Below are 25287 nucleotides of genomic sequence, written 5' to 3'. Positions count from 1 at the left end.
CCTCCTTTGCGTTTTCGCCTCTCTACTACTTTATCGAAAATAGGTATCATTGTTTGTCAAACGGTGTCAGTTCTTTTTCGACAATGGCCAGGGCCGATGCGCCTCCCATACGGCGATGGCTTCCGTCCGATCGCGCTTTTTCAATGCTGCTAGCAGCTGGTCATAAAACGAATCCGCAAGCGGCGGCTCCGGCGCAAAGGCGGCCGCAAACGCGGACAGCGCCCGCCAAATGCGGACAAGCAAATAATTGTCGGCCGCCTCGGCGACCGTCTGAAAAAATCGCTCGAAATCGATCGGCTTTTGGCGAACGGTTTTTTCAAGCCTGCTTATGGCTTCCTCGCCATAGCGTTGACAGAAAAGCTCAAGGAGCAGCCGTTCGACAAGCCATTTCGTTTCCGCCAAATCGGCTTTCGCCCGTTCATTTTCAAGCAAAAACATCGCCAGCAAATCGATCAGCTGATGGCTGCCGATCTCGCGCATGTATGTACCTTCCCCGCGCCGCGTCTCAATCAGGCCGAGAAATTCGAGGGCTCGCAGCGCCTCGCGCACCGACGAACGGCCGACACCGAGCCGTTCAGCCAGCTCCCGCTCTGACGGCAGCCTATCGCCGGGGGCAAGGCCATCCTGAACAATGAGACGGTGAATATGCTTCAGCGTCTCGGCATACACTTTTTCGTCGTTGAACGGAGATCCCTCCCGACGATTGGGTAATAAGGATATTTCTCAAATGAAAAAACTTATGAATCCCGCTCTTTAACGGTCTTAAGAACCGTTGAATGACGAGAAGCCGCTGTTTCCCCTGCCTTCTAGCTTCCATACTGGTCTGACCACCTAATGGTTATACGATATAACAAAATAACGAAATAGTAAAGGGCGATTTATTTGACGGCTAGGCCACCGGCGCCGAACACGGCGAACAGTGCATCGACAAGCGGCGCGGTCAACGCGATGCGATACTGCTCCGGCAGGCGGAGGAGCGTCCGCTTGACTTCATCGTACAAATAAACCGGAGTGCTGCCGCGATGCTGTTCAAGCAGCGGCTTGAGCGCGGAAAGCCGCGGTTTGTCGGCAAGATTCGCCTGAATATACAGCGCCGACACCGGCAGACGTTCCGCCCGGCGGAGAACGAGCTGCCGCCGTCCGGCGCGCATCTCCATCGTTCCCGCGAGCAGCACAAAATTCCCTTCCGCAAGTTCGCCAGCCGCGCGGGCATAGACAGACGGAAAAGCGACCGCCTCCATTTCTCCGCTTTCATCGCTGACCGTGATAAACGCCATTTCATCCCCGAACTTCGTTCTCGTTTTCCGCAGCTCAGCGATGCAGCCGCCGATCACGGCCGGCGAACCGTGCACCTCCGCTATGGGCACCGCCCGAGCCGCTTGAAACAGCGGGCGGCAGACGACGGCCGGGTGCGGAGTGACAGCGAAGCCGAGCCATTCGTTTTCCCGCTGCCGCCGCTCGGCAGGGGAAAGCGGCGGCGCATCCGCGTATTTCGGCTTGAGCGACCGACCGCCGGCTTCTAAGTATGGCCCCATCAATTGCACGTGTTCGATGGCGATCTCTATGCTGGCCAAAAGTGAACCCCGCTCCCCGCCCAACTCGTCAAACGCGCCGACGGAAATCAGCGCCTCAAGCGCCGGACGCGCCAGCCCCTTTGGCAGCAGGCGAACGGCAAAATCGAAAAAGTCGGCAAACGGCCCATGCTCCCTTCGTTCGTCTATGATGAGCTTCGCCGCCGAGCCGACGTGCTTCACCGCTGCCAGCCCCGCGCGGATCGCCTCCCCTTCCACGGTGAACCGATAGCCGCTCCGGTTGACCGACGGCGGCAGGATCGGAATGCCTTTTCGTGACGCCTCACGGCTATAAAGCGCCATTTTTTCCCGATCACCGGACGCGTTCGAGAGCATGACCGCATAAAAGCAACGCGGGTAATGGGCTTTCATATACGCCATCGCATACGACAACAGCGTATAGCTGACGGCATGGCTTCGGTTAAAGCCATAATCGGCGAAGCGGACGATTTGCCGGTACAACTCCTCGGCCACCGGCGCCGGATAGCCGTTCGCTGCGCAGCCGGCCACAAATTCTTCCCGATATTCAGCGAGCAGCGCTTTTTCCTTTTTCGACACCGCCCGCCGGAGCACATCCGCTTTGCCGAGCGAAAACCCGGCGAGCCGGGCGGCGATTTGCATAATTTGTTCTTGGTAAATGAGAACGCCGTATGTCGGCGCCAAAATCGGCTCAAGGTCCGGATGGAGATACGAAATCGTCTCTTCGCCGCGCTTGCGCCGGATATAAGTGGGAATCATGTTCATCGGCCCCGGCCGGTACAGCGCATTGACGGCGACGACCTCTTCCAATGTCGACGGACGCAGTTCGGCAAGCACGCGTTTCATGCCGCCTGACTCGAGCTGAAAAACGCCGGTTGTATCCCCAGCGCCAAGCAGCGCATACGTTTTTTCATCATCAAGCGGCAACGCGCGCACGTCAAACGGCTTCCCCGTCTGCCGTTCGACGAGGCGCACCATCTCACCCAGCAGCGTCAGCGTGCGCAAGCCGAGAAAATCGATTTTCAATAGACCGAGCGCTTCCAACGCCCCCATGGCGTATTGCGTAAGCGGCCACTCGCCATGGCTTGGCTGCAGCGGCACATCGCGCATGAGCGGCTCTGGGCTGATGATGACGCCAGCAGCGTGGATCGACGTATGGCGCGGCAGCCCTTCGAGTTTTTGTGCGATCGCAAGCCACCGCTCTCCGTTAGGGAGAGCGCGGAACGCGCGGCGGAAGGCGGCGGATTCGCGCTGCCATTGGCTGATGGTCACGCCTTGTTTGTTCGGCAGCAGCGCCATGACTTGTTCCGCTTCGCGCCTGGGGACGCCAAGCGCCTTTGCCGTCTCGCGCAGCGCCGCTTTGGCGCCGAACGTGCCGAATGTAATGATTTGTGCGACGCGGTCATGGCCGTATTTGCCGGCGACATAGCGGATCACATCTTCACGGCGGTCATCGGGGAAATCTAAATCAATATCCGGCACCGACACCCGTTCCGGGTTTAAAAACCGTTCAAACAAGAGCCCGTATTGGATCGGATCGACATCGGTGATCGACAAAGCGTAGGCGACGAGCGACCCGGCCGCCGAGCCGCGGCCCGGGCCGGTCAAAATGCCGCGCTGGCGGGCGTAGGCGAGCACATCAGCGACGATCAAAAAATAGTCGCTAAAACGCATCGCTTGAATGATGCGCATCTCATGCTCAAGCCGCTCCCAGTAGCGTGCGTCAGCTGATGGCACGCGGCGGGCGAGCCCTTGTTCGCACAAGCGGCGCAAATAATCATCCGCCGTCTCTCCATCCGGCACCGGAAACTTCGGCAGCCGCCGACGGCCGAACTCGATATGGAGCGCGCATTGATTGGCGATCTCCATACTGTTGGCAAGCGCCTCCGGCAAATCCGCAAAGCGGCGGGCCATCTCGTCTGGCGCCGCCAAATAACGCTCAGCCTCTTCCGCTATATCTGCAAGCGGCACCCCTCGGTCAATCGCCTGCAAGCAGCGCCATGCGAGTGCATCCTCGCGCTCAACGTAGCGGACATCGTTCGTCGCAACGATCGGAACACCGGTCTCTTCAGCCAGCCGCAGCAGCTCGCCTTCATACGGAGCGCGCGTCCGCTCGCCGCGCCGGATGGCTATATGCAAACGGCCGGAAAACAGCTGCCGGTAGCGAAGCAGCGCTTCTTTAGCCCGCGCAATCTCTCCGGATGCAAGCAGCGATTCAACCCGTCCGTCCGGACCCGGAGTGAGGGCAATGATTCCCCCGCCTAAGCGGCGGAGGTCGTCCTCACGAATGTGCTTTTCTTCCCCCATTTGAACCGCTGTGCTGATCTCGATTAAATGACGGTATCCTTCCTCATTGGCCGCCAGCAGGACGAGCGGAAATGCCGCACCGTCCCCGTCAAGGGCGACATCAGCCGTCATGCCGATGATCGGGCGGAGGCCGTGGCGCTGGCACTCCCGGTAAAACGGAATGGCGCCATACAGCACATGGCGGTCCGTGAGCGCCAAAGCCTCGTAGCCGAGCTGTTTCGCTTTGGCCGCAAGCGCCTCGACCGTCGCCGTGCTTTGCAGCAAGCTGTATCCGCTTAACACATGCAAATGGACGAACGTCATGGCCATCCCTCCTTCATCCGTACCGTTTGACGGGCGAAAACTTTTCCTTCGGCTACATATTCCGTCCAATTTGTTGATATACATAGTAAAAGATAAAGAAAGGGCGGGGAAACAGATGAACGAAAAAGTGGCCTTTTTGCCGGCATTTATCCAAAGCTATTTCATCGCGGTCGGCGTGCTGCTCGGCGGCGCCATGATCGGCGCGCTCGGCGCTTTTTTGAGCGGCGGCCAACCGCTGACCGCCATGTATCGGTTCGCCGGCGATTTGCGCATTTGGGCGGTGGTGGCCGCCATCGGCGGGACGTTTGATACGTTTTACGTCGTCGAGCGAGGGCTGTTTCTTGGAGAAACGAAAGATATCGTACGGCAATTTTTGCTTATTTTGTCCGCCATGGGCGGCGCGCAAACAGGGGTAGCGATCATTACGTGGCTGACGCAGGAGCACATTTCGCCATGAGAATTCCTCCGTATTACCAATCCCCCTCATGGCAGCGCTTTTTCGCCGGCGCAGCGATCGGAGCGCTGATTAGCTGGTTTGTCTTTTTATATATTTTCGGCGTCCTGCAGGAAAAACAAGTGCGGCATGTCAACGAGCTCAACGAGCAGATCGCCGATTTGCAAAATGAAATCCGCATTTGGCAAGAAGACTATATCCATTACAACAAAGAAATGAAAAAAAAGCTGACCGTGCAAGACGTTTCCGTTCATCTCGCCAACGCCGAGCAATACAAACTTGACTCGTACACGACGTTCCGCATCGAAGACAGCGTCAAAGAAGACTTGTCCCATTTAATTACAAAGGATATTGAAACAGTGTACAACAGCCGCGAATTGATCAAGCGGGCCATCGAAAACAAAACGTATACAATCCACGAAAAACCATATCGGCTCCAAATTCACACACTCACCATTTACACCGTCTTAGCTGTCGAAGTAAAATTAACGCCGCTCCCGTAACCAGGCGCCTGGCTGCGCGCCATTGCCCGTCGGCGGCAAAAGAGGGTGCCCCCAAAGCGTCGGGACACCTTTTCTCATTGCCGCATCGGCGCATATGGTTCTTTGTCTAGAAGAACGGCCATGTTCCCTTACCGCTCGCCTCGGCAGATGGCTTTCACGTCTTCGACAACGCGGTCCGCTTCTTCCCATGACGCGATGGAAGCGCCGGCCGCAAGCGGGTGTCCACCGCCGCCGTGCCGTTTGGCGACAACGTTGATGATCGGCCCTTTCGAGCGGAAGCGGACGCGAATTTCCTTCTCCTCCTCAATAAAAAACACCCAGGCGACAATGCCGTCGATATTGCCGAGCAGTCCGACAAGCTGCGACGCCTCGGGCGGGGTGACGCCGTACTCTTCAAGGAGCGCCCGCGGCATTTTGACGGCCGCCACTCCTTCCTCGACCGTAAAGTTCGACAGTACATAGCCGCTTAAACGGGCAAGCGGCAAACTCGTTCGATACAATCCGTCGTACAATTCCGTGAGCGAAAAGCCGTACGAAATGAGCTCCCCGGCGTAACGAAACGTGTTTTCGCTCGTGCGCGGAAACATAAAGCGGCCCGTATCCCCGACAATACCGGCGTAGATCAAGCGCGCTGCCTCAGTCGTCATCGTCAGCCCTTGATCTTTCCCAGTCAAATACAGCTCGTAAATCATTTCGCTCGTCGAGCTGGCATCTGGATTGACCCACATGATGTCACCGTACGGCGTGTCGTTCGGGTGGTGGTCGATTTTAATGAGCTTCCGCCCGAGCCGGTAGCGGCTGTCGCAAATCCGCTCCTCGTTGGCTGTGTCGCAGACGATGACCAACGCCTGTTCATAGACTGCATCGTCAATGGCATCCATTTTCCGCAAAAACGACAACGACGGGTCATCTGTCCCAACCGCATACACCCGCTTTTCCGGAAACGACGCCTGAAGCAGCGCCGCCAATCCGCCTTGCGACCCGTATGCGTCCGGATCCGGGCGCACATGACGGTGAATGATGATCGTATCAAATTGGCGAATGACATCTAAAATTTCTTGGCATTGTTCTCTCATTGTTCTTCCCCTTTTGGATCACCTGTCATTTTCAACCGCTGGCCTTTTTTTCCGTTTCTATGTACAATGGAAAAAGAAATGGACAACGGAGGGAGCAGCGATGCCAGCATTGGTTATTTTCATTATATTTTCCTTTTCGTTTTACGTCTATTATAAAATCCGCTATGTCCGCGCCCGTCGTCCGATCGAGCGCCAGTTTTTCTCGGCGAAATCGAGCATGGCGCTCGGGTTGTTTGTCGCGTTGTTCGGCATCAACCAACTGTTTTTGTATTCGACAACGGTGACGTACATCGTCTCCGCCATTTTTATCGCCCTGGGCTTTGGCAGCGTTTGGGCCGGCTATCGCGCCTACCGCCATTATTTGCCGCAGGCGGTCAAAGAAGCGGAAGAAGCGGCGAAACGGGTGTAGAAATCAAGGAGTGCACAGCAGACAGCATGGTCATGCGTGCGCTCCTTTTCCTTTAAAAGGACAATGTTCGTGCCGGTGAGCGAACTGTCCCATCCGCCCCCTCTAAAGGATGGCCGCACCGATGATCGCGCCTTCGGCGTCTATCGGTCGATCAGCTGGCACATCATCATCGCCTTGCCGACGATGGCCCCTTCGTTATACACCTCGACATCCACTTTCCCGAACTTGCGCCCGAGCTCAAGCAGTTTCGCCTGCACGTCGACCGTGCTGTCGATTTGCACCGGCTTGATGAAATAAATGGTGATGCTTTCCATCACTAAATCGCCGCGTTTGTACGCCCGCAGCATCCGCGCCGCCGCCTCGGTGACGATCGTCGTAAACACGCCGTATGAGAGCGTCCCTAAATAGTTCGTCATTTGTGGGGTGATCGAGCAGCGAAACAGCGTCTCTTTGTCTCCTGACTCGCGAAACTGAGCGGTGACGAGATCATCGATCGTCTCGCCGACTTGCGGCTGGCGCTGTGCCATCTGCAGCGCTTTTAACACATCTTGGCGGCTGATGATTCCTTGCAGCCGGTGGTGGTCATCGACAACGGGCAAGAGTTCGATCCCTTCCCATACCATAATGTGGGAGGCAAAAGCGACCGACGTTTTTCCGTTCACCGTAATCGGCTGCTTCGTCATCACTTTTTCGATCGGCAGCTGGCGATCCATATCAAGCACGTCTTTCGCCGTCACAATCCCTTGCACTCTCCAATCGTCATCGACGACCGGAAAGCGGCTGTGGCGCGTTTCTTTGTTTAACGCATACCACCGCTCGACCGGATCATCGACGCGCAAGTACGCTGTTTTTTCCAGCGGGATAATAATATCCTCGACGAGCACAATTTCTTTTTTGATCAACTGGTCGTAAATGGCACGGTTGATCATCGTCGCCACGGTAAACGTATCGTAGCTTGTCGAGATGATCGGCAGCTGCCGCTCATCGGCGAGCTTTTTGACGTGGTCGGCCGTATCAAACCCGCCGGTGATGAGCACTGCCGCCCCAGCCTGAAGCGCGAGTTCATGCGCCTTCGTCCGGTTGCCGACAATCAACAAATCGCCCGCCCCGGTATAGCGCATCATCGCCTCGAGCTGCATCGCGCCGATGACAAAGCGGTTCAGCGTTTTATGCAACCCTTCCTTCCCGCCGAGCACTTGCCCGTCGACAATGTTGACGACTTCAGCATACGTCAGCTTTTCAATGTTTTCCTTCCGCTTTTTCTCGATCCGAATCGTGCCGACGCGCTCAATCGTGCTCACATATCCTTTGTTTTCCGCGTCCTTGATCGCCCGGTATGCCGTTCCTTCGCTCACGCCCATTTCTTTGGCGATCTGGCGGACGGAAATTTTCTCGCCGATCGGCAGCTGATGAATGTATTCTAAAATTTGTTCATGTTTTGTCGCCAACAGTCCTTCACCCTTTACGCATTGTTACTTTCTATTATAACGGTGGCGGCGGCGGGGGTTCAACGGTTAGGCAGGCCGCAGCGGTGATCTTCCCGTCCTCTGCCTGCGGCATGTTCATCTTGTTTCATCATGAATCAACAGATCTAGAGGCGAATAGTCATATTTACTATTAACACCATTTTTTACACTAGGGGGAAGGGAACTAAAAACCATTGTTCGAGTAGCCAACGCGCTCGTTCTTTTACTGGGGATTTACCTTGTGTTTGCCGATTACGGATTTTTCGGCACCATAATCATTGTGACCGGCTGTTTTCTATTTCTTCCGAGCCAAAAAGGATATCAAGCGAGTCAGAGCTCTAGTTATGACGACTCCGATCACTACTATGATAGCGATGAGGATGATGATTTCTCCGACAGCGATGCAGGAGGAGGGAATGGTGACTCAGGAAGCCAAGGATATCGCAAAGAGGAATTGTTAGAGCGGAACATTTATTGAAACAACAAGGGTGTCCCAAAAGGACCGGGACACCCTCTTTCGTTGCTATATATACGCGCTGACTGATTCTGCCGCACTGTATGTTATGCCTATCTTGAGGGCAGACGACCTTTTGGGTCAGCCCCGTTTGCTTTACAGCTCGATGCTTTCGCCCGGCTTTAATGCGCGGCCGACGCCCGGCGGAAGGAGCGAGATGAACCGCTCGGGGTCTTGGGCGATCGGCGGGAACGTGTTGTAATGGATCGGCACGACCAGTTTTGCACCGAGCCACTCGGCGGCGACCGCCGCGTCTTCCGGCCCCATCGTAAAGCTGTCGCCGATCGGCAAAAACGCCACATCGATTGAATGGCGCTCGCCGATCAGCTTCATGTCAGAAAACAGCCCGGTGTCGCCGGCATGGTAGACCGTTTTGCCTTCGGCGGTGAACAAAATGCCGGTCGGCATGCCTAAATAAATGATTTGTTGGTCATCGGTCACAAAGCCGGAGCTGTGAAACGCCTGCGTAAACTTGACGGTGCCAAAATCAAACTGGCGCGCCCCGCCGATGTTCATGCCGAACGTCTCGACGCCCTGCCAGCTTAAATACGTCGCCAGTTCAAACGTCGCCACGACAAGCGCATTGTTTCGTTTGGCGATGTCAACAGTGTCGCCGACATGGTCGCCATGCCCGTGCGTCAACAAAATGACATCCGCCTTTACATCCGCCGCGTTCAAATCGGTCGTCGTGTTGCCGGTAATGAACGGGTCGATCAAAATCGTTTTCCCGTTCGTTTCAATGCGGACGACCGAATGGCCATGGTAACTGATTTTCATAGTTACATCTCTCCTTTCCACCTAAACATGGTTCGCCGCCGCGCGTCCATTTCCTTCTTTTCCCGCTTGTCCATTTACAAGTTGCCTGTTTCTTGGTACGCTCAAAATAAACCATAGCAAAAAAGGAAGGAATGGAACGATGAATCAACGGCTGCAAGCATTTTCCTCCTGGCTTCAACAACAACATAGTTCATTCGCCTTGATCACGTCAAGCGCCAACGTCTTTTATTTAAGCGGATTTTGGTGCGACCCGCACGAGCGGCTGCTCGCGCTTCTCGTTTTTCCTGACGGCGAGCCCATGCTCGTCTGTCCGCAAATGGAAGCTCCCCGCGCCCGCCGCACGGGCTGGGAGGGGGCGGTGATCGGCTATGACGACAGCACCGATCCGTGGGACGAGATCCGCCGCCATCTCGAAGCGCGCGACATCAAGGCCGTCTCGATTGCCGTCGAAAAAAACGATTTGTCATTCGCCCGCTTCGAGCGGCTCTCGGCGCTGTTTCCCAACGTCCAATGGCGGGATGCCGAAGAAAAACTGCGCCAGCTTCGCCTCATGAAAGACGAGCAAGAAATGAAGCGGTTGCGTCAGGCGGCCGAACTCGCCGACCGGGCGATCGAAATCGGCGTATCGGCCATCCGCCCCGGCATAACAGAGCTCGAACTTGTCGCCGTCATTGAATATGAGCTAAAAAAGCTCGGCGTCGAAGGGATGTCGTTCCCGACGACCGTGCTCACAGGCGCGCGCACAGCCGACCCGCACGGCGTGCCGGGAGCGGCAGCGGTCGCCCCGGGTGACTTCGTCTTGTTTGACTTAGGCGTCATCGTTGACGGCTATTGTTCAGACATTACCCGCACCGTCGTCTGCCGGATGGCGAGCGAGGAGCAGCGGCTCATTTACGACACCGTCCGGCGTGCCCAGCAGGCAGCGATCGACGCCTGCCGCCCGCAAATCACCATGGGTGAGATCGACCGCGCCGCCCGCAGCGTCATTGAACAAGCCGGCTACGGTCCGTACTTCACCCATCGCGTCGGCCACGGCTTAGGGATCGAAATCCACGAATACCCATCTCTTCATGGCGCCAACACCGAACCGCTTGCTCCCGGCATGGTGTTTACGATTGAGCCGGGCATTTACGTCCCGGCGATCGGCGGCGTGCGCATTGAAGATGACGTCGCTGTCACCGCCAGCGGGGTCGAGGTGCTGACATCATTTTCGAAAGACTTGATCATCGTTTAAAGGATTGCCCGCACAACGAAAGCTGCCCGCCGACCTGCTGCAAGGCCGGTTCGGGCAGCTTTGCGCTTGATTAAGATGGGGGCCCGGGCCCTGCTTTTTGCGCTCCCTCTTCAGCGAATCAGCAGGCGCCCCGCCTTTTCGTCACCGTAACAATTGATGAACATCGGTATACGGCATGTTGTGCGCTGCCGCCACCGCTTCGTACACGACATGCCCGTCTAGCGTGTTGATCCCTTTTAACAGCGCCGGATTGTCAAGGCAAGCGGCGCGGTAGCCTTTGTTGGCGATTTGCAAGGCGTATGGAATCGTGACGTTCGTGAGTGCGAACGTCGACGTGCGCGGGACAGCGCCCGGCATGTTGGCAACGGCGTAATGGACGACGCCGTGTTTGACGTATGTTGGATCGTCGTGCGTTGTGACGCGGTCGGTCGTTTCGAAAATGCCGCCTTGGTCGATCGCAATATCGACAAGCACCGAACCCGGCGCCATCGAGCGCACCATCTCTTCCGTCACCAGCTTCGGCGCTTTTGCCCCTGGGATGAGAACAGCGCCGACGACCAAATCCGATTCGCGCACACATTCGGCGATATGGTACGAGTTGGACATGAGCGTCGTCACATGGTCGCCGAACAAATCATCGAGCTCGCGCAGCCGCTCGGCGTTAATGTCCAAAATCGTCACGTCCGCGCCGAGGCCAACGGCGATTTTCGCCGCATTCGTCCCAGCCGTTCCGCCGCCGATGATCGTCACTTTGCCGCGCCGCACTCCGGGGACGCCGCCAAGCAAAATGCCTTTGCCGCCGTGCGGCTTCTCGAGAAACTGGGCGCCGACTTGCACCGACATGCGGCCCGCCACCTCGCTCATCGGCGTCAAGAGCGGCAGCGAGCCGTTCTCAAGCTGCACCGTCTCATAGGCGATGCCGACCACTTTTTGTTCGACAAGCGCTTTCGTCAGCGCTCCGGCCGCCGCCAAATGCAAATACGTAAACAAAATGAGCCCGGGCCGGAAATAGCGGAACTCCTCCGGCAGCGGCTCTTTCACTTTCAACACCATCTCCGCCGCCCATGCATCCTCGGCGTTTGGCACGATCACCGCCCCGGCGCTTTCATACTCCGCATCTGAAAAACCTGACTCGGCGCCGGCGTTCGTTTCGACGTAAACGTCGTGCCCGGCTTTGACGAGCGTCATGACGCCGGCCGGCGTGATGGCGACACGGTTCTCATTGTTTTTAATCTCTTTCGGAACTCCGATTTTCATGGCCGCTTTTCCTCCTGTTTCCTTCACTTTTCCCCTTTTATTGTTCCCCGTTCGGCGGAAAAGCAAACGAAAAAGCGGTGCGGGCGCCTATTGGAAAAAGTGGCGGTACAGCACGTTCACCCCGCCGGTAACGTCAATGATGGCGCCGGTGATGAAATCGGAATCGTCCTCGCATAAAAAGGCGATGACGCGAGCGATGTCTTCACCTGTTCCCGGGCGCCCGACCGGTGTCTCCTCATCCCGCTTCGCGCGGGCGTCAGCGATCGCTGCCTCTTTCATGGCGCCGACGATGTTGCCTGGACAGACCATGTTAGCGGTGATGCCGTATTCCGCCTCTTCGAGGGCGATCGTTTTCGTCAGCGACACCAACCCGACTTTCGCCGCGCCAAACGCCGAGCGGTGCACCCAACCCGGGGCATCGGCCGCTCCTTGAAATCCGTACGTAATGATGCGGCCGAACCGCTGCTTGCGCATAATCGGGATCGTCCGCCTCACCAAATGGAACACGGAACTCAAGTTGCCTTCGATCATTTCATACCATTCATCTTCCGTATAATCGGCCAGCTTTTTCCGCTCAAAAATATACGGCCCAGCGTTGTTAATCAAACAGTCAATGCGGCCGAACCGTTCCATGGCGGCGTCGATCAACGCCGCCAAATCGTCTTTGTTCGTCACATCGCCGCGCACAAATTGGAGCCGATCGCTCGCATCCTTATACCGCTCTTGGAGCGAGCGCGCTGCCCGCTCATCGCTCCGGTAGTTGACCGTCACCGAATAACCTTTGTCAAGCAGCAGCTCCGTCACTTTTCTCCCCAGCCCTTTTGCTCCGGCCGTGATTAAGGCGTGCCGCACTGTTCTCCCTCCTTGCCGCTATTCGCCTGTCTCATTTTTACTTTACTACAAACAGGAGAGAATACAAAAAAATAACCATAGCGCGTGGCCGCTATGGTTACTCGCCAACTTCCCGGCGCGGGTCGTAATACGGTTCGTCATCATCGATGATGCCGCTCTCATACGATTCGGTAATTTGCTCGGTGATCGTCCGCACTTCTTCCTCATCGTATTGCCAGCCGTCATACCGCTTTTCCATTGTTTTTTCCTCCCTCGTTCACGAAATCGAAAGATATGGCCTAGTTTCCCGCCAGAACGGGGAGGGTATACTACATATAGAAGTAACATTTTTATCCAAGGGGAGTGGAGAGCATGGCAACGACATACAAAACGATCGTCGTCGCCGTTGACGGCTCGAAAGAAGCAGAATGGGCGCTGAAAAAAGCGATCGAAATGGCAAAGCGAAACGGGGCGAAGCTCATTTTATCCCACATCATTGATCTGCGCGGCTTTACGACCGTCGAAGCGCATGATTATGCACTCGCGGAGCGGTCGGAGCAATATGCGAACGACCTGCTCAAGCGGTATCAAAGCGAGGCTGTCGCCGCTGGACTCAACGATGTGGAGACCGACATTGCGTTTGGCTCGCCGAAGGTAAAAATCGCCAAGGACGTCGCTTCAAAATATAAAGCCGACCTCATCATTTGCGGGGCGACCGGACTGAATGCGGTTGAGCGGTTCTTAATCGGCAGCGTGTCGGAAAACATCGTCCGCCATGCGAAATGTGATGTGTTAGTCGTCAGGACACCGAAAGAATGAGCTCCGCCCCGCTTTCGATAGAAGGACGGTTAAAAACGACTGTCATGCGCAAATCAGCGGCATTTCGCTAAAAAAAGAAAGCTGATTCCGCAAGGGGTTTGTAATGAAAAAACAGCTGGAACTAGCAGTATTTTGCACCAAATCACCAGCCTCTTAGGCGATGTTGGGGCTCAAGCACTGCCCAACCGGACAGCAGGCTCAACAAGCACACCGCCGCGTCCCCGCCAGCGGTCTCCGCCGCATCGTCCATATCGATCAAGCGGCAAAAAAGCACCCTGCCATGTCACAGGGTGCCCAATCGTTCTTTCGCTTTTTCAAGCGCTGCGCGCACTTCGGCAAACCCGGTGCCGCCGGCGCTGTTGCGGCGGTTGACCGCCGTTCGTGGGTTCAACGCATCATAAATGTCTTCTTCAAAGAGCGGCGACGCTTCCTGATACACTTCAAGCGGCAAATCCGCCAAAAAGACGCCTTGTTCGATGCAGCGCAAGACGAGCTTGCCGACGACCTCATGCGCCTCGCGGAACGGCATGCCTTTGGCAGCCAAGTAATCGGCGAGCTCAGTGGCGTTCGAAAAGTCTTGTTTCGTCGCCCGCTCCATCACGTCCGCGCGCACATTCATCGTCTCGATCATGCCGGTGAAAATTTTCAACGCCCCGACGACCGTCTTCACCGTATCGAACATGCCTTCTTTATCTTCTTGCATATCTTTGTTGTAGGCGAGCGGCAGCCCTTTCATCACCGTCAACAAGGCCATTAAGTGCCCATACACGCGCCCGGTTTTGCCGCGGATGAGCTCGGCCATGTCCGGGTTTTTCTTTTGCGGCATGATGCTGCTGCCGGTCGCAAACGCGTCATCAAGCTCAACGAACTGGAACTCTTGGCTTGACCAAAGGATGAGCTCCTCAGCGAGCCGCGACAAATGCATCATAAGCATCGAGCTGTCGCTTAAAAATTCGATGATAAAATCACGGTCGCTCACGGCATCCAAACTGTTTTCGTACATATCGGCAAAGCCCAAAAGCTCCGCCGTCCGCTGCCGGTCGATCGGAAACGTCGTGCCGGCGAGCGCTCCGGCGCCAAGCGGCGACTTGTTGATGCGCTTTTGCGACTCGGAAAACCGCTCATAATCGCGCTCCAACATCCAAACATACGCCAGCAGATGGTGGGCAAACGAGATCGGCTGCGCCCGCTGCAAATGCGTATACCCCGGCATGATCGTGTCGACATGCTTCTCGGCCTGAGACACAAGCGCCCGCTGCAGCCCGCGGATGAGGCCGAGAATCTCTTCGACGCGCTTGCGCAAATATAGATGCATATCGGTCGCCACTTGGTCGTTCCGGCTCCGTCCGGTGTGCAGCTTGCCGCCGACCGGGCCGATGTCGTCGATCAACATTTTTTCAATGTTTAAATGAATGTCTTCATACGCGACCGAAAACTCGAGCTCCCCCCGCTTCGCTTTTTCGAGCAGGCGCAAAAGCCCGCCTTTGATGGCTTCCACGTCGTCCGCCGGCAGAATGCCGCACTCGCCAAGCATCGTCACATGGGCGAGGCTTCCTTCAATGTCTTCTTCGACGAGCTCTTGGTCGAACGGGATCGACGCGCCAAACTCGTCGACCCATTCTTCCGCTGTTTTCGTAAACCGTCCACCCCAAAGCTTTTTCACGCCTCACGCCGCAGAGGAATGCGACTTCCCCCTTCCTTTTCTCGATGGTTTATTGGCCGGCTGGCACCGACGCTTTGTGTTGCTTGTTCACGATGCTGTTGACTTTGGTCGGCAAGCCGTACAGCGAAATGAAGCCGACCGCCGCTTGATGGTCAAATTCATCTTCCGACGTATACGTCGCCAGTTTTTCATCATAGAGCGAGAACGGCGATTTGCGCCCTTCGACGATCGCATGGCCTTTAAACAGCTTCACGCGCACGACGCCGGTGACGTTTTTCTGCGTTTCTTTCAAAAACGCGACCAACGCGTCTTTGAGCGGCGAGAACCAAAGGCCGTTGTAAATGACTTCGGCGATTTTTTGCTCGATGATCGGTTTGAAATGGGCGACTTCTCTCACCAATGTCAAGTCTTCGAGCTCTTTATGCGCTTTAATGAGCGTGATCGCCCCTGGGCATTCGTACACTTCGCGCGACTTGATGCCGACAAGGCGATTCTCAACATGGTCGATGCGGCCGACGCCGTGCTTGCCGGCAAGCGCGTTCAGCTCCAAAATCAATTGCGCAAGCGGGTATGCTTGCCCGTTTAACGTCACCGGCACGCCTTGTTCAAAGCCGATCTCGATGACATCCGGCACATCCGGCGCGTTCTCAAGCGAAGCCGTCAGCTCGTACGCCTCTTCCGGCGGCGCGGCCCACGGATCTTCCAAAATGCCGCATTCGTTGCTGCGGCCCCATAAGTTTTGGTCGATCGAAAACGGGCTGTCCAGATCAACCGGAATCGGAATGCCGTGTTTTTTCGCGTATTCGATTTCCTCCTCGCGCGACCAGCTCCATTCGCGCACGGGGGCGATGACGTCCAAATCCGGATTGAGCGCGTTGATCGACACTTCAAAACGCACTTGATCGTTCCCTTTCCCCGTGCAGCCGTGGGCGACCGCCACGGCGCCTTCGAGCTCGGCGATTTCAACGAGTTTTTTCGCGATGAGCGGACGCGACAGCGCCGAGACGAGCGGATATTTCCCTTCATACAGCGCGTTCGCCTGCAAAGCGATGAGCGCATAGTCATTCGCAAACTCGTCTTTGACGTCGATGACGTACGACTTGATCGCCCCGACTTTGAGCGCTTTTTCTTTTACAAAATCAAGATCTTTTCCTTCCCCAAGGTCCAGGCAGCAGGCGATCACATCATACCCGCGCTCTTGCAGCCATTTAATCGCTACCGATGTATCTAAACCGCCGGAATAGGCCAGCACCAATTTTGGATTTGCCATGGTCGTTCTCCTCTCCTGTCACATAAATATACTTAAATATAAATAAATATTCAAATCGGATACATTAATCACTTTATCAGCTTTTCGATGATTTTTCAATACTTATTCAACGAAAAGCATAAAAATTCCACCCCTCGTTCTGACACATTTTAGTATAATGGAGAAAAGGGAGGGGATTAGATGAACCATCGATTTGTCAATGACGCGCGGCTCGGCATCCGCGTGCCGCAGTTGGACAAGCCTTGGGAAGACTACAGCGCCGAGGAACAGGAGGCGATTTTGCTCGAGTGGGAAGCGATCCGCGGTTTAATCCCTGACCGCATCGCGGCGCTGGAACGGCAAATCAATGAGAAGCAAGACGCGCTTGGCCGCGAAGCCGATTTTGCGCGCTCGTGCCGGCTGAATGCGGAAGTGGCCGAACTCGCTTCCATCATCAATGATTTATGGATTTGGTATCGGGTGAGTCCCAATATCTCCTTTGAAAAGGCAACTGCGGTAAAAAGCAAAACACGCTGACGAAACCGGATGCCTCTTTTTTGTCCATGGCCTCGCCTCCCATCGTTGCCGGAGCTTTCGAGGCCATCTGCTCTACCCGTGTTGTGTGCAAACAAATTCACTTGCCATGACACTGTTCTTTAACAATATGTTGAATTTTAGTTCTATTTGATAGTTCTATTTGAATTATTATTAATTTGACTCTCGGCGGGGCCGACCCGGGCTGGGCGTACGGGTTGATCTTTTGCACCTTTGCGCCGATGGCGTTCGGCGTGCCGATCGTCTTTTATGAAGGGCCGTTTCAACCGGAAACGTGCTATTCCTTGATGGAAAAATACGGCGTCACGAACTTTGCGTATGCCCCGACCGCGTACCGGGCGATGGCGGCGGCCGGCGCGGACGTCATCCGCCGCTATCAGCTGAACGTGCGCGCCATGAGCTCAGCCGGCGAACCGCTCAATCCGGAAGTCATTCGCTTTTTCCAAGAGCATGTGGGCGTCACGATCCACGATCATTACGGCTTGTCGGAAACGTTGATGTTGATTGGAAACCTCAACGCCGCCGCGATGGACATCCGTCCGGGCTCGATGGGATGGCCGCTTCCGGGCTTTGACATCGCCTTGCTCGATGAGAATGGAAATCCGGTCGCCGATGGCGAAGTCGGACAAATTGCCTTTAACACCAACTCGATTCCAAACGTCTTTAAAGGGTATTGGAAAGACCCTGAAAAAACCGCCGAACGGCTTGTCGGCCATTGGTTTTTGACCGGCGATTTGGCGACCAAAGACGAAGACGGGTATTTCTGGTTCCAAGGGCGGGCGGATGACATCATTTCAAGCGCCGGCTACCGCATCGGACCGTTTGAAATCGAAAGCTGCCTCCTTGAGCATCCGGCCGTCGTCGAAGCGGCCGCCGTCGGGAAGCCGGATCCCGTCAAAGGAGAAATCGTCAAAGCGTTTGTCGTGCTGAAAGAAGGCTTTGCGCCGTCGGACGAGCTGGCCGAAGAGCTGTCCTTGTTCGTCAAAACGCGCTTATCCAAACATGAATACCCGCGCGAAGTGGAATTTGTCGCCGAACTCCCGAAAACGCCGAGCGGCAAAATCCAGCGCTTCATCCTGCGCAACCAAGAGAGGGAAAAGTCCATCAAAGCTTGATGAGTGAAAGAGGATGCCCGCTGCGGGGCATCCTCTTCTCCGCTGATGTTCTCCTTTCGTTAAACACATCTCTCACTGCTTCTCCCCATCCTTCCGAATCTCCCGCACCACATGCCCAAGTTCGGGCAAAATGAGCTTCGTCATGGCGAGGCGCACGGCGCCGGTGGAGCCGGGGGTGCAAAAGACGGCGGTGTCCATCGCCACGCCGGCGACGGCGCGCGACAGCATGGCGGCGGCGCCGATGTCTTCGGTGTAGCTTAGGAAGCGGAACAGCTCGCCAAAGCCGACGAGTTCTTTCTCGAGCAGCGCGCCGACCGTTTCAATCGTCACATCACGCTTAGCGATGCCGGTGCCGCCATTGGTGAGCACCGCGTCGACATCAAGGCGGCGGCAGCCCTCCAGCACCGCCTCGCGAATGGCGTCCGCTTCATCTTTCACGATCTCATAGCTGACGACCTCATGCCCGGCTTCCGCGAGCAGCTCGATCATCAGCCGGCCGCTGCGGTCGGTTTTCTCGGTTCTCGTGTCGCTGACGGTGATGACTTTGCAGCGGACGGTTTTCGGGGCTTCTTGTTTATGTTGGATCGTGCTCATCGTTTTCCCCTCCTTTGTTTGTTGTTGGCTATAGTATAGCAAAAATCAGTCGGCCCTGCCGCCAACACAGCGCGTCGTGCCGACGGCCTCTTGTTGGCTCAATGAAGCCAGCCGCCTTTCTTGTACACTTTTGGGCAAAAATATTTGTTATATAATAGACTGAATTGTTATAATATTAATACAGAAACTATAGTGACTGTTGAAACGAAAGAAGCCATTTGGCGAGAGGAGGGAAAAGCGGTGCACCGTACGTTGCACGAAAAACTGAACGCGATTTTGCAGGAGGGAGTAGCGGTCATCCGACGGCATCACAGCTCAATCGCCGCTCGTTGGAAGGAAAAATGGTGCGAGCTTGAAACGAAGCAACATACGGCTGCCGAATCGTTCGGGGCTGCCATGGACTTGTTTTCCCATCAACTGTTTGAAGAGGGCAGCGGGACTGGCGAATGGCTGAAAGCAGTGGGCGACGCCTGGCGGAGTCATCCCCATTTTGCGCCATCCAACAAAATGACTTTCGTGTTCACCCTGCTCGAAAATGCAGTCCATGAGGTCGTCCAATCCGCGCCCGACAGCACGTTTCATGACCACCAAGCGGTGCAATATTTGTTTTCTAAAATATATGAATCCGCCTTTTCCCAAACGTTCGACGGCCAGCCGGACATCGGCCGGTTTTTGGAACAGCTCGCCGCCTCAAGACAAATGCCCATCCATTGGATCGCCGAACTGGACAAGATGGACGGCCGCTTTTACGTCAAAAAACTATACGGAGAAACAGAGTGGCTGCCGACAGCTATTCACATATTGGAAGCTGACACCATTTTTTCCCTGGGGGAACAGTTGCTTGCCTATATGCCAAAGGCGAGAGGAAAGAAACGCGTCATTCCGCTTCCGTGGGAGGAAAGCGTTTTCTTGTTTTGCACAGATGAAACGGATCATCAAGTCCTTCCGTTTCTCCTTCATTCGTTCGAATTGTTTCACGCCGGGGGAATGGCGCTTGAGCAAACGAAACAAGACCAACTTTGGAAAGATGCCGTCATTTTATTCGATCGATGGATCATGCGCGCGAAATCATTGCAGCAGGCGGTGGAATACATTTCGTCCGGCTTTGTCGCCTATTTGCCGTTTGAACGCTGCGCGCTGTTCGCCTACTCGAGCGAGAATGAAAGCGGATTCGGGCTTTACGGATACAAACTTGACAACGAGCAAATCAAAAACATTCGCGAGAACATCAACGCTTTGCCGCTCATTAAACAGTACGTGCAGCAGTTGCAGCTGCTCGGCAGTCATATAGCGAATGTGCCGCCCATCTACTTGTCCGACGCGGCGGAAGGGCTGCCAGCGAAATATGTGGAGCAATTCCAACTCGAATCGATCGTCATCGCCCCGATTTACGCCCCGTCAGAAAACCGGCTCATCGGTGCGGCCATTTTGGATCAAGGCCCTGGGCGCCCGTTCACGTTGTCGAGCGACATTTTCACCGCGGTCATGAAATTCGGCCAAAGCGCCGGGGAGGTGCTGGCGAAATTCAGCGGCGGCCGTCCAGAGCTCGTTCCATCAACGCCTCACTTGTCGCCGCGGGAAATCGAGGTGCTGAAGCTCGTCGCCGAAGGCGCGTCGACCTATGAGGCCGCAAAACGGCTTCATTTAAGCGAGTATACGGTGCGCGACTATGTGTCGGCCATTTTGCAAAAAATGAACGCCAAAAATCGGACGGAGGCCATTGTGAAAGCGATCCGCGACGGCATTATTTGAAGCCCTCTCCCCCTTGGCGCCAAGAAAAAAGCAGCGCGCCGCTTTTTTTTCGTCATGCGCCGCCATCGAAAGGGAAACGCCCCTTTTCGGCAGCTGGCGCAGCGCGAATCCGGCGCACTGCCTTTTCTTGCTCCAGAAAGACGTTGATTTCATGAAAAAGCAGCTCAAAGCTGGTCTTTCTCAAGCTGAGAAGCTTTGTAAAATCAGCTCTTCCTTCCCGACGAACTCCATCGACCCGGCAGAAATAATCGTGTTTCACCAGTCTTCCAGAAAAGATGGGAAGGGAAGCGGACACGCCGCTATGCACGGGATTCTCTTTTTGCGCGCCCGTCTGTTGCTTTGAGAAGGCCTTTGCCCTTCGCCAAGCTTTTAAGGCAGCGCCCGCATCCAGCGTTTCAGCTCATTTTTCTGTTGTTCGAGCTGTTGTTTCACTTTCTCAAGCTGTTCAAGCTGCGCTTCATACTGTTGAATGCGTTCCGTCACCTGTTCGATCATCCCCTTTCCTTCTCCCGCATCGGAAAGCGGCGCGAGCAATTCCTGCGTCGGCAGCCGTCGTCCGCTCCCTGCCTCATCCGGCGGCTTATGCTCTCTTAACTCCTGCTGCATGTTCTTCCACTGTTCATTTGTCTGTTGCCAGATAGCATCGATTTGTTCCAGCTGTTCCGTCAGCTGCTCCGTCTGGCTGCGGATCAGCTGCTCGATGCCATCGAGCGTCTTCTCGCTTGCCGCGGATGTCACCGCGTCGCTGATTTGATCGATCAGCTCGCTCGTTTTTTTCTGTTCGTCTTTCACTTCCTCGATCAACCCGCCCACCGAGTCAGGCGCTGGAGGAGGGATGGTTGACGGCGGCTCGGCAGGAGCAGTCGGGCTTGATGGCGCTTCTTCGTTTCCAGGCGCCGGTGGGGTGGATGATGGATCGCTTCCATCCCCTGATCCGTTGCCGCTTCCGTCCACCGGTTCCCTGCCCGGCGCTGTAGAAGACGGTTCGTTCGGTGACACGCTCGGTTCCGATGGCGCGGTTGGCTTTTGTTCTGATGACGGTGCAGCCGGCTGGTCGGTTTTCGTTGATGTCTCTGGCAGTTGGCCTCCATCTGATTTCATCGAACTGCCGCCATCCGCGGAAGCCGTTCCAAACGCTGCCTGCGCCGATAGCTGCGGAATGGCAAGCTCATCGGCTGTCAGTTCCGTCGCCACGACCGTTACATCTTTCAAACATTGCTCAACAAGCGGCACGCCGTCCGTACACAGCCCACCGATCTCCATTTTTTTCACTCTCATTTTCATCCATTTCGTCCGCGCAACTTGATCGGTGTGGAACGTAAACGACACGGTGCGCCCGGCGATCGTTTGTTGTTTCGTCAATGTCATCCCGTATATTTTCGCTTGCATAAAGGCGATCGGCATATCTCCCGTTAAAACGACCGGCGCTTTGAGAACGATTCCTCCTAAATCGATCGTCCCCACCACTTGATCGGCATGAATGACAAATCCTTCTCTTTCCTGTCCTTCCGCCGCCGCTCGGCCGGCGCCGCCCAACAGCCAGCCGGCGACAGCAGCCAAAACAGCCACAACGGAAAGGGCGACAAGTTTTCTCAAGCGTTCCGCCATCTTCATCCCCCTGTCGGCAACCTTGCTTCGATTTTCAACGTTCCGCCTCGCTCAACGTTTTTTCCAGCTCCTCGACGCTGTCATACCGCTTCGCTCGGCTGATTTGTTTTTTGCGAATGTTGAACTGTTTGACGACATAGCGGTTGAGCATGTCATAGTCGATCTCGAGCGCATACGTGCGGGCGAGCTGCTGCTGGCGCTGTCCGAGCTCGGTCAAATAGGCGACATAGCCGACAACATGCGGCCATAATTCGTCCATATATTGGATGAACAAATCGTAATACCGCTCGTCTTCGTTGACGAGCCGCTGGATCGTGTACAGGCCGAACTGAATATGGCGGCCCTCGTCCATGTTCAAATAGTCGATGCCTTGCAAAAGACCCGGGAACAGCCCGGCTTTTTTGTAAATTTGCCGGAACGTATAATACCCCGATTCGGCGAGCGTCCCTTCGACGATCATGTTGTAGACGGTGGCGGCGCGGATGACTGCTTCCGGCGAGTCGTCGGCATACAGCCGGTTCATTGCTTCCGGCAGCGCTTCGTAAAAGATGCGTTTGTAATGGTCGTTATGAAAGACGGACAAGTCCATTTGCCCGATGCCGACGGCTTGCTGCCAGCGGGAAAACATCTCGACATGTTTCGCTTCATCGTGCATAAACGTCGTTAAAAACAGGACATCCTCAAGCCGCCCTTGGCGCGCGAGGGCGTTGGCCATCGGCAAAATATCGAGCGTCACCGCCTCTTCTCCGGCGGAAAAGCCGGCGACGAGCGGCAGCGCGGAAATTTTTTCTTCGCTCGTCAAGCTGGCAAAATCCTTCTGGTCTTGGCTGAAATCGATGTCGGCCGGGTTCCATTTCCCATTCCGCTTCGCTTTTTCATACAATTTGTACATCGGATGCTCCCAATCGATCGTTCCTTTCACCGTTTGAAAACCGTCATGATGGACCATCTCATTCCCCTCCTTGTCAAGTTCGGCTGCCATGAATCGGCCCGTCATGCCGCGGAAAGCAAAAACGCGTCGTCCTTGCTGCGCATTCTCTAAGAGGCTGGTGATTTCGTACAACACACTGCTAGTTCCATCTATTTCTCAATTAGAAAAACTTTGCGAAATCAGCCTTCTTTTTTGGCAAAATGCCGCTGATTTGCTCGTGACAGCCGTTTTTCACCATCCTTCTAAACAGCTGATCGTTTCTTTTAGAACAAGGTCATCGGCCGATCGTTCAAATCGCAAATGACCGTTTTCGTCTCGAGATAGGCGTCAAGCGCCTGCATGCCAAGCTCGCGGCCGAGGCCGCTTTGCTTGTAGCCGCCAAACGGCGCGGTCGGCGACAGCACTTGGTACGTGTTGAGCCAGACGGTTCCGCTTTTCACCCGCCGAGCGAGGCGGAGCGCCCGTTTGATGTCGTTCGTCCAAACCGCCGCCGCCAAGCCGTAAATCGTATCGTTGGCAATGGAGGCAGCTTCCTCTTCATCTTGAAACGGGATGACAGCGGCGACCGGCCCGAAAATTTCTTCACGGGCGATGCCCATCGACGGCTTGACATCGGCAAAGACCGTCGGTTCGATGAAATAGCCTCCGCCAAGCCCGACCAACGCGCTCCCTCCCGCCGCGAGCCTCGCCCCTTCCTGCTTGCCGATGTCAATGTAGCGCAACACTTTCTCGTATTGCTCCCGGCTGATGACGGGGCCAAGGTCGCTGCGCGCATCCGCGCCGGGGCCGACTTTCAGCTTTTTCGCTTTGCTGGCCAACAGCTCGACAAACGTTTCGTAAACCGGCCGTTCGACTAAAATGCGGCTTCCTGCCTGGCACACTTGCCCTGAATTGTAAAACACGCCAAACAGCGCGCTTTTCGCCGCCTGTTCCAAGTCAGCGTCGGCAAAGATGATATTCGGCGACTTCCCGCCGAGCTCAAGCGTCACCCGCTTAATGTGGGGGGCGGCCGCTTGCAAAATGTGGCGTCCGGTTGCCGTTTCGCCGGTAAATGCGATTTTCGGCACCCCAGGGTGGCTGACGAGCGCTTTTCCGGCCTCATCGAGTCCAGGCAAGACGTTGATGACGCCCTCCGGCACGCCGGCCTCATGGCAAATCTCAGCAAGCTTCAACGCCGTCAGCGGCGTTTCCGGCGCCGGTTTTAACACCATCGTACAGCCCGCCGCCAGCGCCGGGGCGATTTTCCACGTCGGCATCAAGAGGGGAAAATTCCATGGGGTGATGAGCCCAGCCACCCCGATCGGCTCTTTCACCGTCCATGCCATGTAATCCGGCGACGAGCCAGCGACGGAAAATGGCAGCACCTCCCCTTGCGGCTTGACGACGAGCGAGGCGAAAAAGTCGAAGCAGTCGGCGGCGAGCGGAATTTCAATAAACAGCGCTTGATTGATCGGCATGCCGTTTTCCCGCGTCATCAGCTGCGCGAGCTCATCATGATGCTTTCGGATCAGTTCGGCGATGCGCCGCAAGATGCGCCCGCGCTCGAGCGGCGCAATCGAGAGCCAACGCCGGTCCGAAAACGCCTCTTCGGCGATGGCGACCGCCTTGTTGACATCTGTTTCCCCGGCGTTGGCCACACGGGCCGTCACTTGGCCTGTCGCCGGGTCGATGACGTCGAACATCGCGCCATCCGCCGCCGGCTGCCATTCCCCTCCTATCCATAAACCAGCTTCTGTTGTGTTCACAGAAATCATCGTCGTTTCTCCTTTCCCAACCGCTATATCGGGCGCAAAGCCGATGGAGGCAGCGCGTTTTCAAGTGCTTGCAGCGTTCTTCGCGACATCCCGGCCTGCATTCCCCAAGCCCGCCTGCTATGGCAATAAGTCGCTCCGCCCGATTTCCTGCAAATATTCGCGGTACGCCGGGTAAATGGCGTCAAGCTGCGGCAATACTTTCAAGGCGTTCACAAGCGGCCCCTGCACTTTGATTTGCTGGCGGGCGAGCGCCTGCTGCAAGTCGAGCTTCCCAAGCCAAAACTTATGCCCGACATCCGCCGTCTGCTCAAACACGAGCTCCGGGCGCAATTCCGTTTCGCCGCAGACAATTTTCAATTTTCCATATTCTTCCATCCACGTAATTTTCGCTTCCGGCTTATGAAAAATATATTGAACATACGCGTCATAGCCGGGGCTTAGCTCCGTCGAGGCGATCAATTCCTTTGACTCGTCCGTCTCCGCCACCTTTTCAAAAAAGCGGCCGAGAACGTCGTATACTTCCTGTTCGCTTTGAAACACCGGCATGTCAATCCCCCTCTCGTCTC

The 25287-nt window shown here is 55.8% G+C and carries 24 protein-coding genes and 1 pseudogene; 10 read left to right on the top strand and 15 right to left on the bottom strand.

The window, feature by feature from the left end:
• Positions 1-66: 66 nt before the first annotated feature.
• On the bottom strand, positions 67-669 hold the full coding sequence (locus IC803_RS03150; RefSeq protein WP_081208234.1) for a FadR/GntR family transcriptional regulator: 603 nt from the start codon (positions 667-669) through the stop codon (positions 67-69).
• Between the two features lie 209 nt (positions 670-878).
• The gene (gene dnaE / locus IC803_RS03145) at positions 879-4160 is read right to left on the bottom strand and encodes a DNA polymerase III subunit alpha (protein WP_081208232.1); all 3282 of its coding nucleotides are present in this window, start codon (positions 4158-4160) and stop codon (positions 879-881) included.
• Positions 4161-4275: 115 nt separating this feature from the next.
• Between dnaE and IC803_RS03140 the strand changes: the two genes are divergently transcribed.
• Positions 4276-4617 (top strand): sporulation membrane protein YtrH, encoded by a 342-nt coding sequence (locus IC803_RS03140; RefSeq protein ID WP_063165028.1) that lies wholly within the window; start codon positions 4276-4278, stop codon positions 4615-4617.
• Positions 4614-5117, top strand: coding sequence for a sporulation membrane protein YtrI (ytrI, locus tag IC803_RS03135; protein ID WP_081208230.1), 504 nt, complete (start codon positions 4614-4616; stop codon positions 5115-5117). The genes IC803_RS03140 and ytrI overlap by 4 nt, the downstream gene beginning before the upstream one ends.
• Before the next feature lie 128 nt (positions 5118-5245).
• Here the strand turns inward: ytrI and IC803_RS03130 are convergent, their stop codons facing one another.
• Positions 5246-6193 carry a DHH family phosphoesterase gene (locus tag IC803_RS03130; protein WP_081208228.1) on the bottom strand — a complete coding sequence of 316 codons (948 nt, stop codon included), beginning with the start codon at positions 6191-6193 and terminating at the stop codon, positions 5246-5248.
• A gap of 100 nt (positions 6194-6293) precedes the next feature.
• Here IC803_RS03130 and IC803_RS03125 point away from each other — a divergent pair, with 100 nt between their 5' ends.
• Entirely contained in the window at positions 6294-6602 is a 309-nt protein-coding gene (locus tag IC803_RS03125) for a YtpI family protein (protein WP_081208226.1), read from the top strand.
• Positions 6603-6742: 140 nt separating this feature from the next.
• On the opposite strand, the gene IC803_RS03120 is transcribed toward IC803_RS03125, so the two are convergent.
• A complete protein-coding gene (locus IC803_RS03120) occupies positions 6743-8050 on the bottom strand; it encodes a CBS domain-containing protein (RefSeq protein ID WP_081208224.1) in 1308 nt (435 codons plus the stop codon).
• 259 nt (positions 8051-8309) lie between these two features.
• Here IC803_RS03120 and IC803_RS03115 point away from each other — a divergent pair, with 259 nt between their 5' ends.
• Positions 8310-8546, top strand: a complete 237-nt coding sequence (locus IC803_RS03115; protein ID WP_143421076.1) for a hypothetical protein — start codon at positions 8310-8312, stop codon at positions 8544-8546.
• Between the two features lie 132 nt (positions 8547-8678).
• On the opposite strand, the gene IC803_RS03110 is transcribed toward IC803_RS03115, so the two are convergent.
• Positions 8679-9359: a metal-dependent hydrolase gene (locus IC803_RS03110; RefSeq protein ID WP_081208222.1), complete on the bottom strand. Its 681-nt coding sequence runs from the start codon at positions 9357-9359 to the stop codon at positions 8679-8681.
• A gap of 139 nt (positions 9360-9498) precedes the next feature.
• On the opposite strand from IC803_RS03110, the gene IC803_RS03105 reads away from it, so the two are divergent.
• Positions 9499-10593, top strand: a complete 1095-nt coding sequence (locus IC803_RS03105) for a M24 family metallopeptidase (protein WP_081208220.1) — start codon at positions 9499-9501, stop codon at positions 10591-10593.
• A 141-nt stretch (positions 10594-10734) separates the two neighbouring features.
• Here the strand turns inward: IC803_RS03105 and ald are convergent, their stop codons facing one another.
• The 3 genes from ald to IC803_RS03090 form a co-directional block, all read right to left on the bottom strand.
• The gene (ald, locus tag IC803_RS03100; RefSeq protein WP_081208339.1) at positions 10735-11850 is read right to left on the bottom strand and encodes an alanine dehydrogenase; all 1116 of its coding nucleotides are present in this window, start codon (positions 11848-11850) and stop codon (positions 10735-10737) included.
• Between the two features lie 87 nt (positions 11851-11937).
• A complete protein-coding gene (locus tag IC803_RS03095) occupies positions 11938-12702 on the bottom strand; it encodes an SDR family oxidoreductase (protein ID WP_081208218.1) in 765 nt (254 codons plus the stop codon).
• A gap of 97 nt (positions 12703-12799) precedes the next feature.
• Positions 12800-12940: a hypothetical protein gene (locus IC803_RS03090; protein WP_168157868.1), complete on the bottom strand. Its 141-nt coding sequence runs from the start codon at positions 12938-12940 to the stop codon at positions 12800-12802.
• Positions 12941-13053: 113 nt separating this feature from the next.
• Between IC803_RS03090 and IC803_RS03085 the strand changes: the two genes are divergently transcribed.
• A complete protein-coding gene (locus IC803_RS03085) occupies positions 13054-13500 on the top strand; it encodes a universal stress protein (protein ID WP_081208216.1) in 447 nt (148 codons plus the stop codon).
• A gap of 283 nt (positions 13501-13783) precedes the next feature.
• Here IC803_RS03085 and argH read toward each other — a convergent pair whose 3' ends face one another.
• Both argH and IC803_RS03075 read right to left on the bottom strand, forming a co-directional pair.
• Positions 13784-15163, bottom strand: coding sequence for an argininosuccinate lyase (gene argH / locus IC803_RS03080; protein WP_081208214.1), 1380 nt, complete (start codon positions 15161-15163; stop codon positions 13784-13786).
• 49 nt (positions 15164-15212) lie between these two features.
• Positions 15213-16433 (bottom strand): argininosuccinate synthase, encoded by a 1221-nt coding sequence (locus IC803_RS03075; protein WP_081208212.1) that lies wholly within the window; start codon positions 16431-16433, stop codon positions 15213-15215.
• Positions 16434-16613: 180 nt separating this feature from the next.
• Here IC803_RS03075 and IC803_RS03070 point away from each other — a divergent pair, with 180 nt between their 5' ends.
• Positions 16614-16949, top strand: coding sequence for a hypothetical protein (locus IC803_RS03070; RefSeq protein ID WP_081208210.1), 336 nt, complete (start codon positions 16614-16616; stop codon positions 16947-16949).
• A gap of 185 nt (positions 16950-17134) precedes the next feature.
• Positions 17135-18082: pseudogene (locus IC803_RS03065) on the top strand (acyl-CoA synthetase); the annotation flags it as partial.
• Between the two features lie 72 nt (positions 18083-18154).
• Here the strand turns inward: IC803_RS03065 and IC803_RS03060 are convergent.
• The gene (locus IC803_RS03060) at positions 18155-18676 is read right to left on the bottom strand and encodes a MogA/MoaB family molybdenum cofactor biosynthesis protein (protein ID WP_081208208.1); all 522 of its coding nucleotides are present in this window, start codon (positions 18674-18676) and stop codon (positions 18155-18157) included.
• 240 nt (positions 18677-18916) lie between these two features.
• On the opposite strand from IC803_RS03060, the gene IC803_RS03055 reads away from it, so the two are divergent.
• Positions 18917-20428 carry a response regulator transcription factor gene (locus IC803_RS03055; RefSeq protein WP_081208206.1) on the top strand — a complete coding sequence of 504 codons (1512 nt, stop codon included), beginning with the start codon at positions 18917-18919 and terminating at the stop codon, positions 20426-20428.
• A 151-nt stretch (positions 20429-20579) separates the two neighbouring features.
• Positions 20580-20771, top strand: a complete 192-nt coding sequence (locus IC803_RS03050) for a hypothetical protein (RefSeq protein ID WP_143421075.1) — start codon at positions 20580-20582, stop codon at positions 20769-20771.
• 26 nt (positions 20772-20797) lie between these two features.
• On the opposite strand, the gene IC803_RS03045 is transcribed toward IC803_RS03050, so the two are convergent.
• From IC803_RS03045 to IC803_RS03030, 4 genes are all read right to left on the bottom strand, one after another.
• Positions 20798-22036, bottom strand: coding sequence for an AAA family ATPase (locus IC803_RS03045; protein ID WP_081208202.1), 1239 nt, complete (start codon positions 22034-22036; stop codon positions 20798-20800).
• Positions 22037-22070: 34 nt separating this feature from the next.
• On the bottom strand, positions 22071-22985 hold the full coding sequence (locus IC803_RS03040) for a R2-like ligand-binding oxidase (protein WP_233134465.1): 915 nt from the start codon (positions 22983-22985) through the stop codon (positions 22071-22073).
• Between the two features lie 245 nt (positions 22986-23230).
• Entirely contained in the window at positions 23231-24721 is a 1491-nt protein-coding gene (locus tag IC803_RS03035) for an aldehyde dehydrogenase family protein (RefSeq protein WP_081208200.1), read from the bottom strand.
• A 117-nt stretch (positions 24722-24838) separates the two neighbouring features.
• Positions 24839-25267, bottom strand: a complete 429-nt coding sequence (locus IC803_RS03030) for a hypothetical protein (RefSeq protein WP_081208198.1) — start codon at positions 25265-25267, stop codon at positions 24839-24841.
• Between the last annotated feature and the right edge of the window lie 20 nt (positions 25268-25287).

This window comes from Geobacillus sp. 46C-IIa (assembly GCF_014679505.1).
Classification (GTDB): domain Bacteria; phylum Bacillota; class Bacilli; order Bacillales; family Anoxybacillaceae; genus Geobacillus.
This window is presented reverse-complemented; position numbering and strand designations above follow the sequence as displayed.

Excerpts from the sequence above, each read along its gene's own strand:
- IC803_RS03105 (WP_081208220.1), top strand. The coding sequence starts at position 9,499 with ATGAATCAACGGCTGCAAGCATTTTCCTCCTGGCTTCAACAACAACAT.
- IC803_RS03040 (WP_233134465.1), bottom strand. The coding sequence starts at position 22,985 with ATGGTCCATCATGACGGTTTTCAAACGGTGAAAGGAACGATCGATTGG.
- IC803_RS03130 (WP_081208228.1), bottom strand. The coding sequence starts at position 6,193 with ATGAGAGAACAATGCCAAGAAATTTTAGATGTCATTCGCCAATTTGAT.
- IC803_RS03090 (WP_168157868.1), bottom strand. The coding sequence starts at position 12,940 with ATGGAAAAGCGGTATGACGGCTGGCAATACGATGAGGAAGAAGTGCGG.
- IC803_RS03030 (WP_081208198.1), bottom strand. The coding sequence starts at position 25,267 with ATGCCGGTGTTTCAAAGCGAACAGGAAGTATACGACGTTCTCGGCCGC.
- IC803_RS03110 (WP_081208222.1), bottom strand. The coding sequence starts at position 9,359 with ATGAAAATCAGTTACCATGGCCATTCGGTCGTCCGCATTGAAACGAAC.
- IC803_RS03140 (WP_063165028.1), top strand. The coding sequence starts at position 4,276 with ATGAACGAAAAAGTGGCCTTTTTGCCGGCATTTATCCAAAGCTATTTC.
- IC803_RS03060 (WP_081208208.1), bottom strand. The coding sequence starts at position 18,676 with ATGAGCACGATCCAACATAAACAAGAAGCCCCGAAAACCGTCCGCTGC.
- ytrI (WP_081208230.1), top strand. The coding sequence starts at position 4,614 with ATGAGAATTCCTCCGTATTACCAATCCCCCTCATGGCAGCGCTTTTTC.
- ald (WP_081208339.1), bottom strand. The coding sequence starts at position 11,850 with ATGAAAATCGGAGTTCCGAAAGAGATTAAAAACAATGAGAACCGTGTC.
- dnaE (WP_081208232.1), bottom strand. The coding sequence starts at position 4,160 with ATGACGTTCGTCCATTTGCATGTGTTAAGCGGATACAGCTTGCTGCAA.
- IC803_RS03035 (WP_081208200.1), bottom strand. The coding sequence starts at position 24,721 with ATGATTTCTGTGAACACAACAGAAGCTGGTTTATGGATAGGAGGGGAA.
- IC803_RS03070 (WP_081208210.1), top strand. The coding sequence starts at position 16,614 with ATGAACCATCGATTTGTCAATGACGCGCGGCTCGGCATCCGCGTGCCG.
- IC803_RS03085 (WP_081208216.1), top strand. The coding sequence starts at position 13,054 with ATGGCAACGACATACAAAACGATCGTCGTCGCCGTTGACGGCTCGAAA.
- IC803_RS03045 (WP_081208202.1), bottom strand. The coding sequence starts at position 22,036 with ATGGCGGAACGCTTGAGAAAACTTGTCGCCCTTTCCGTTGTGGCTGTT.
- IC803_RS03050 (WP_143421075.1), top strand. The coding sequence starts at position 20,580 with ATGAAAAAGCAGCTCAAAGCTGGTCTTTCTCAAGCTGAGAAGCTTTGT.
- IC803_RS03125 (WP_081208226.1), top strand. The coding sequence starts at position 6,294 with ATGCCAGCATTGGTTATTTTCATTATATTTTCCTTTTCGTTTTACGTC.
- IC803_RS03075 (WP_081208212.1), bottom strand. The coding sequence starts at position 16,433 with ATGGCAAATCCAAAATTGGTGCTGGCCTATTCCGGCGGTTTAGATACA.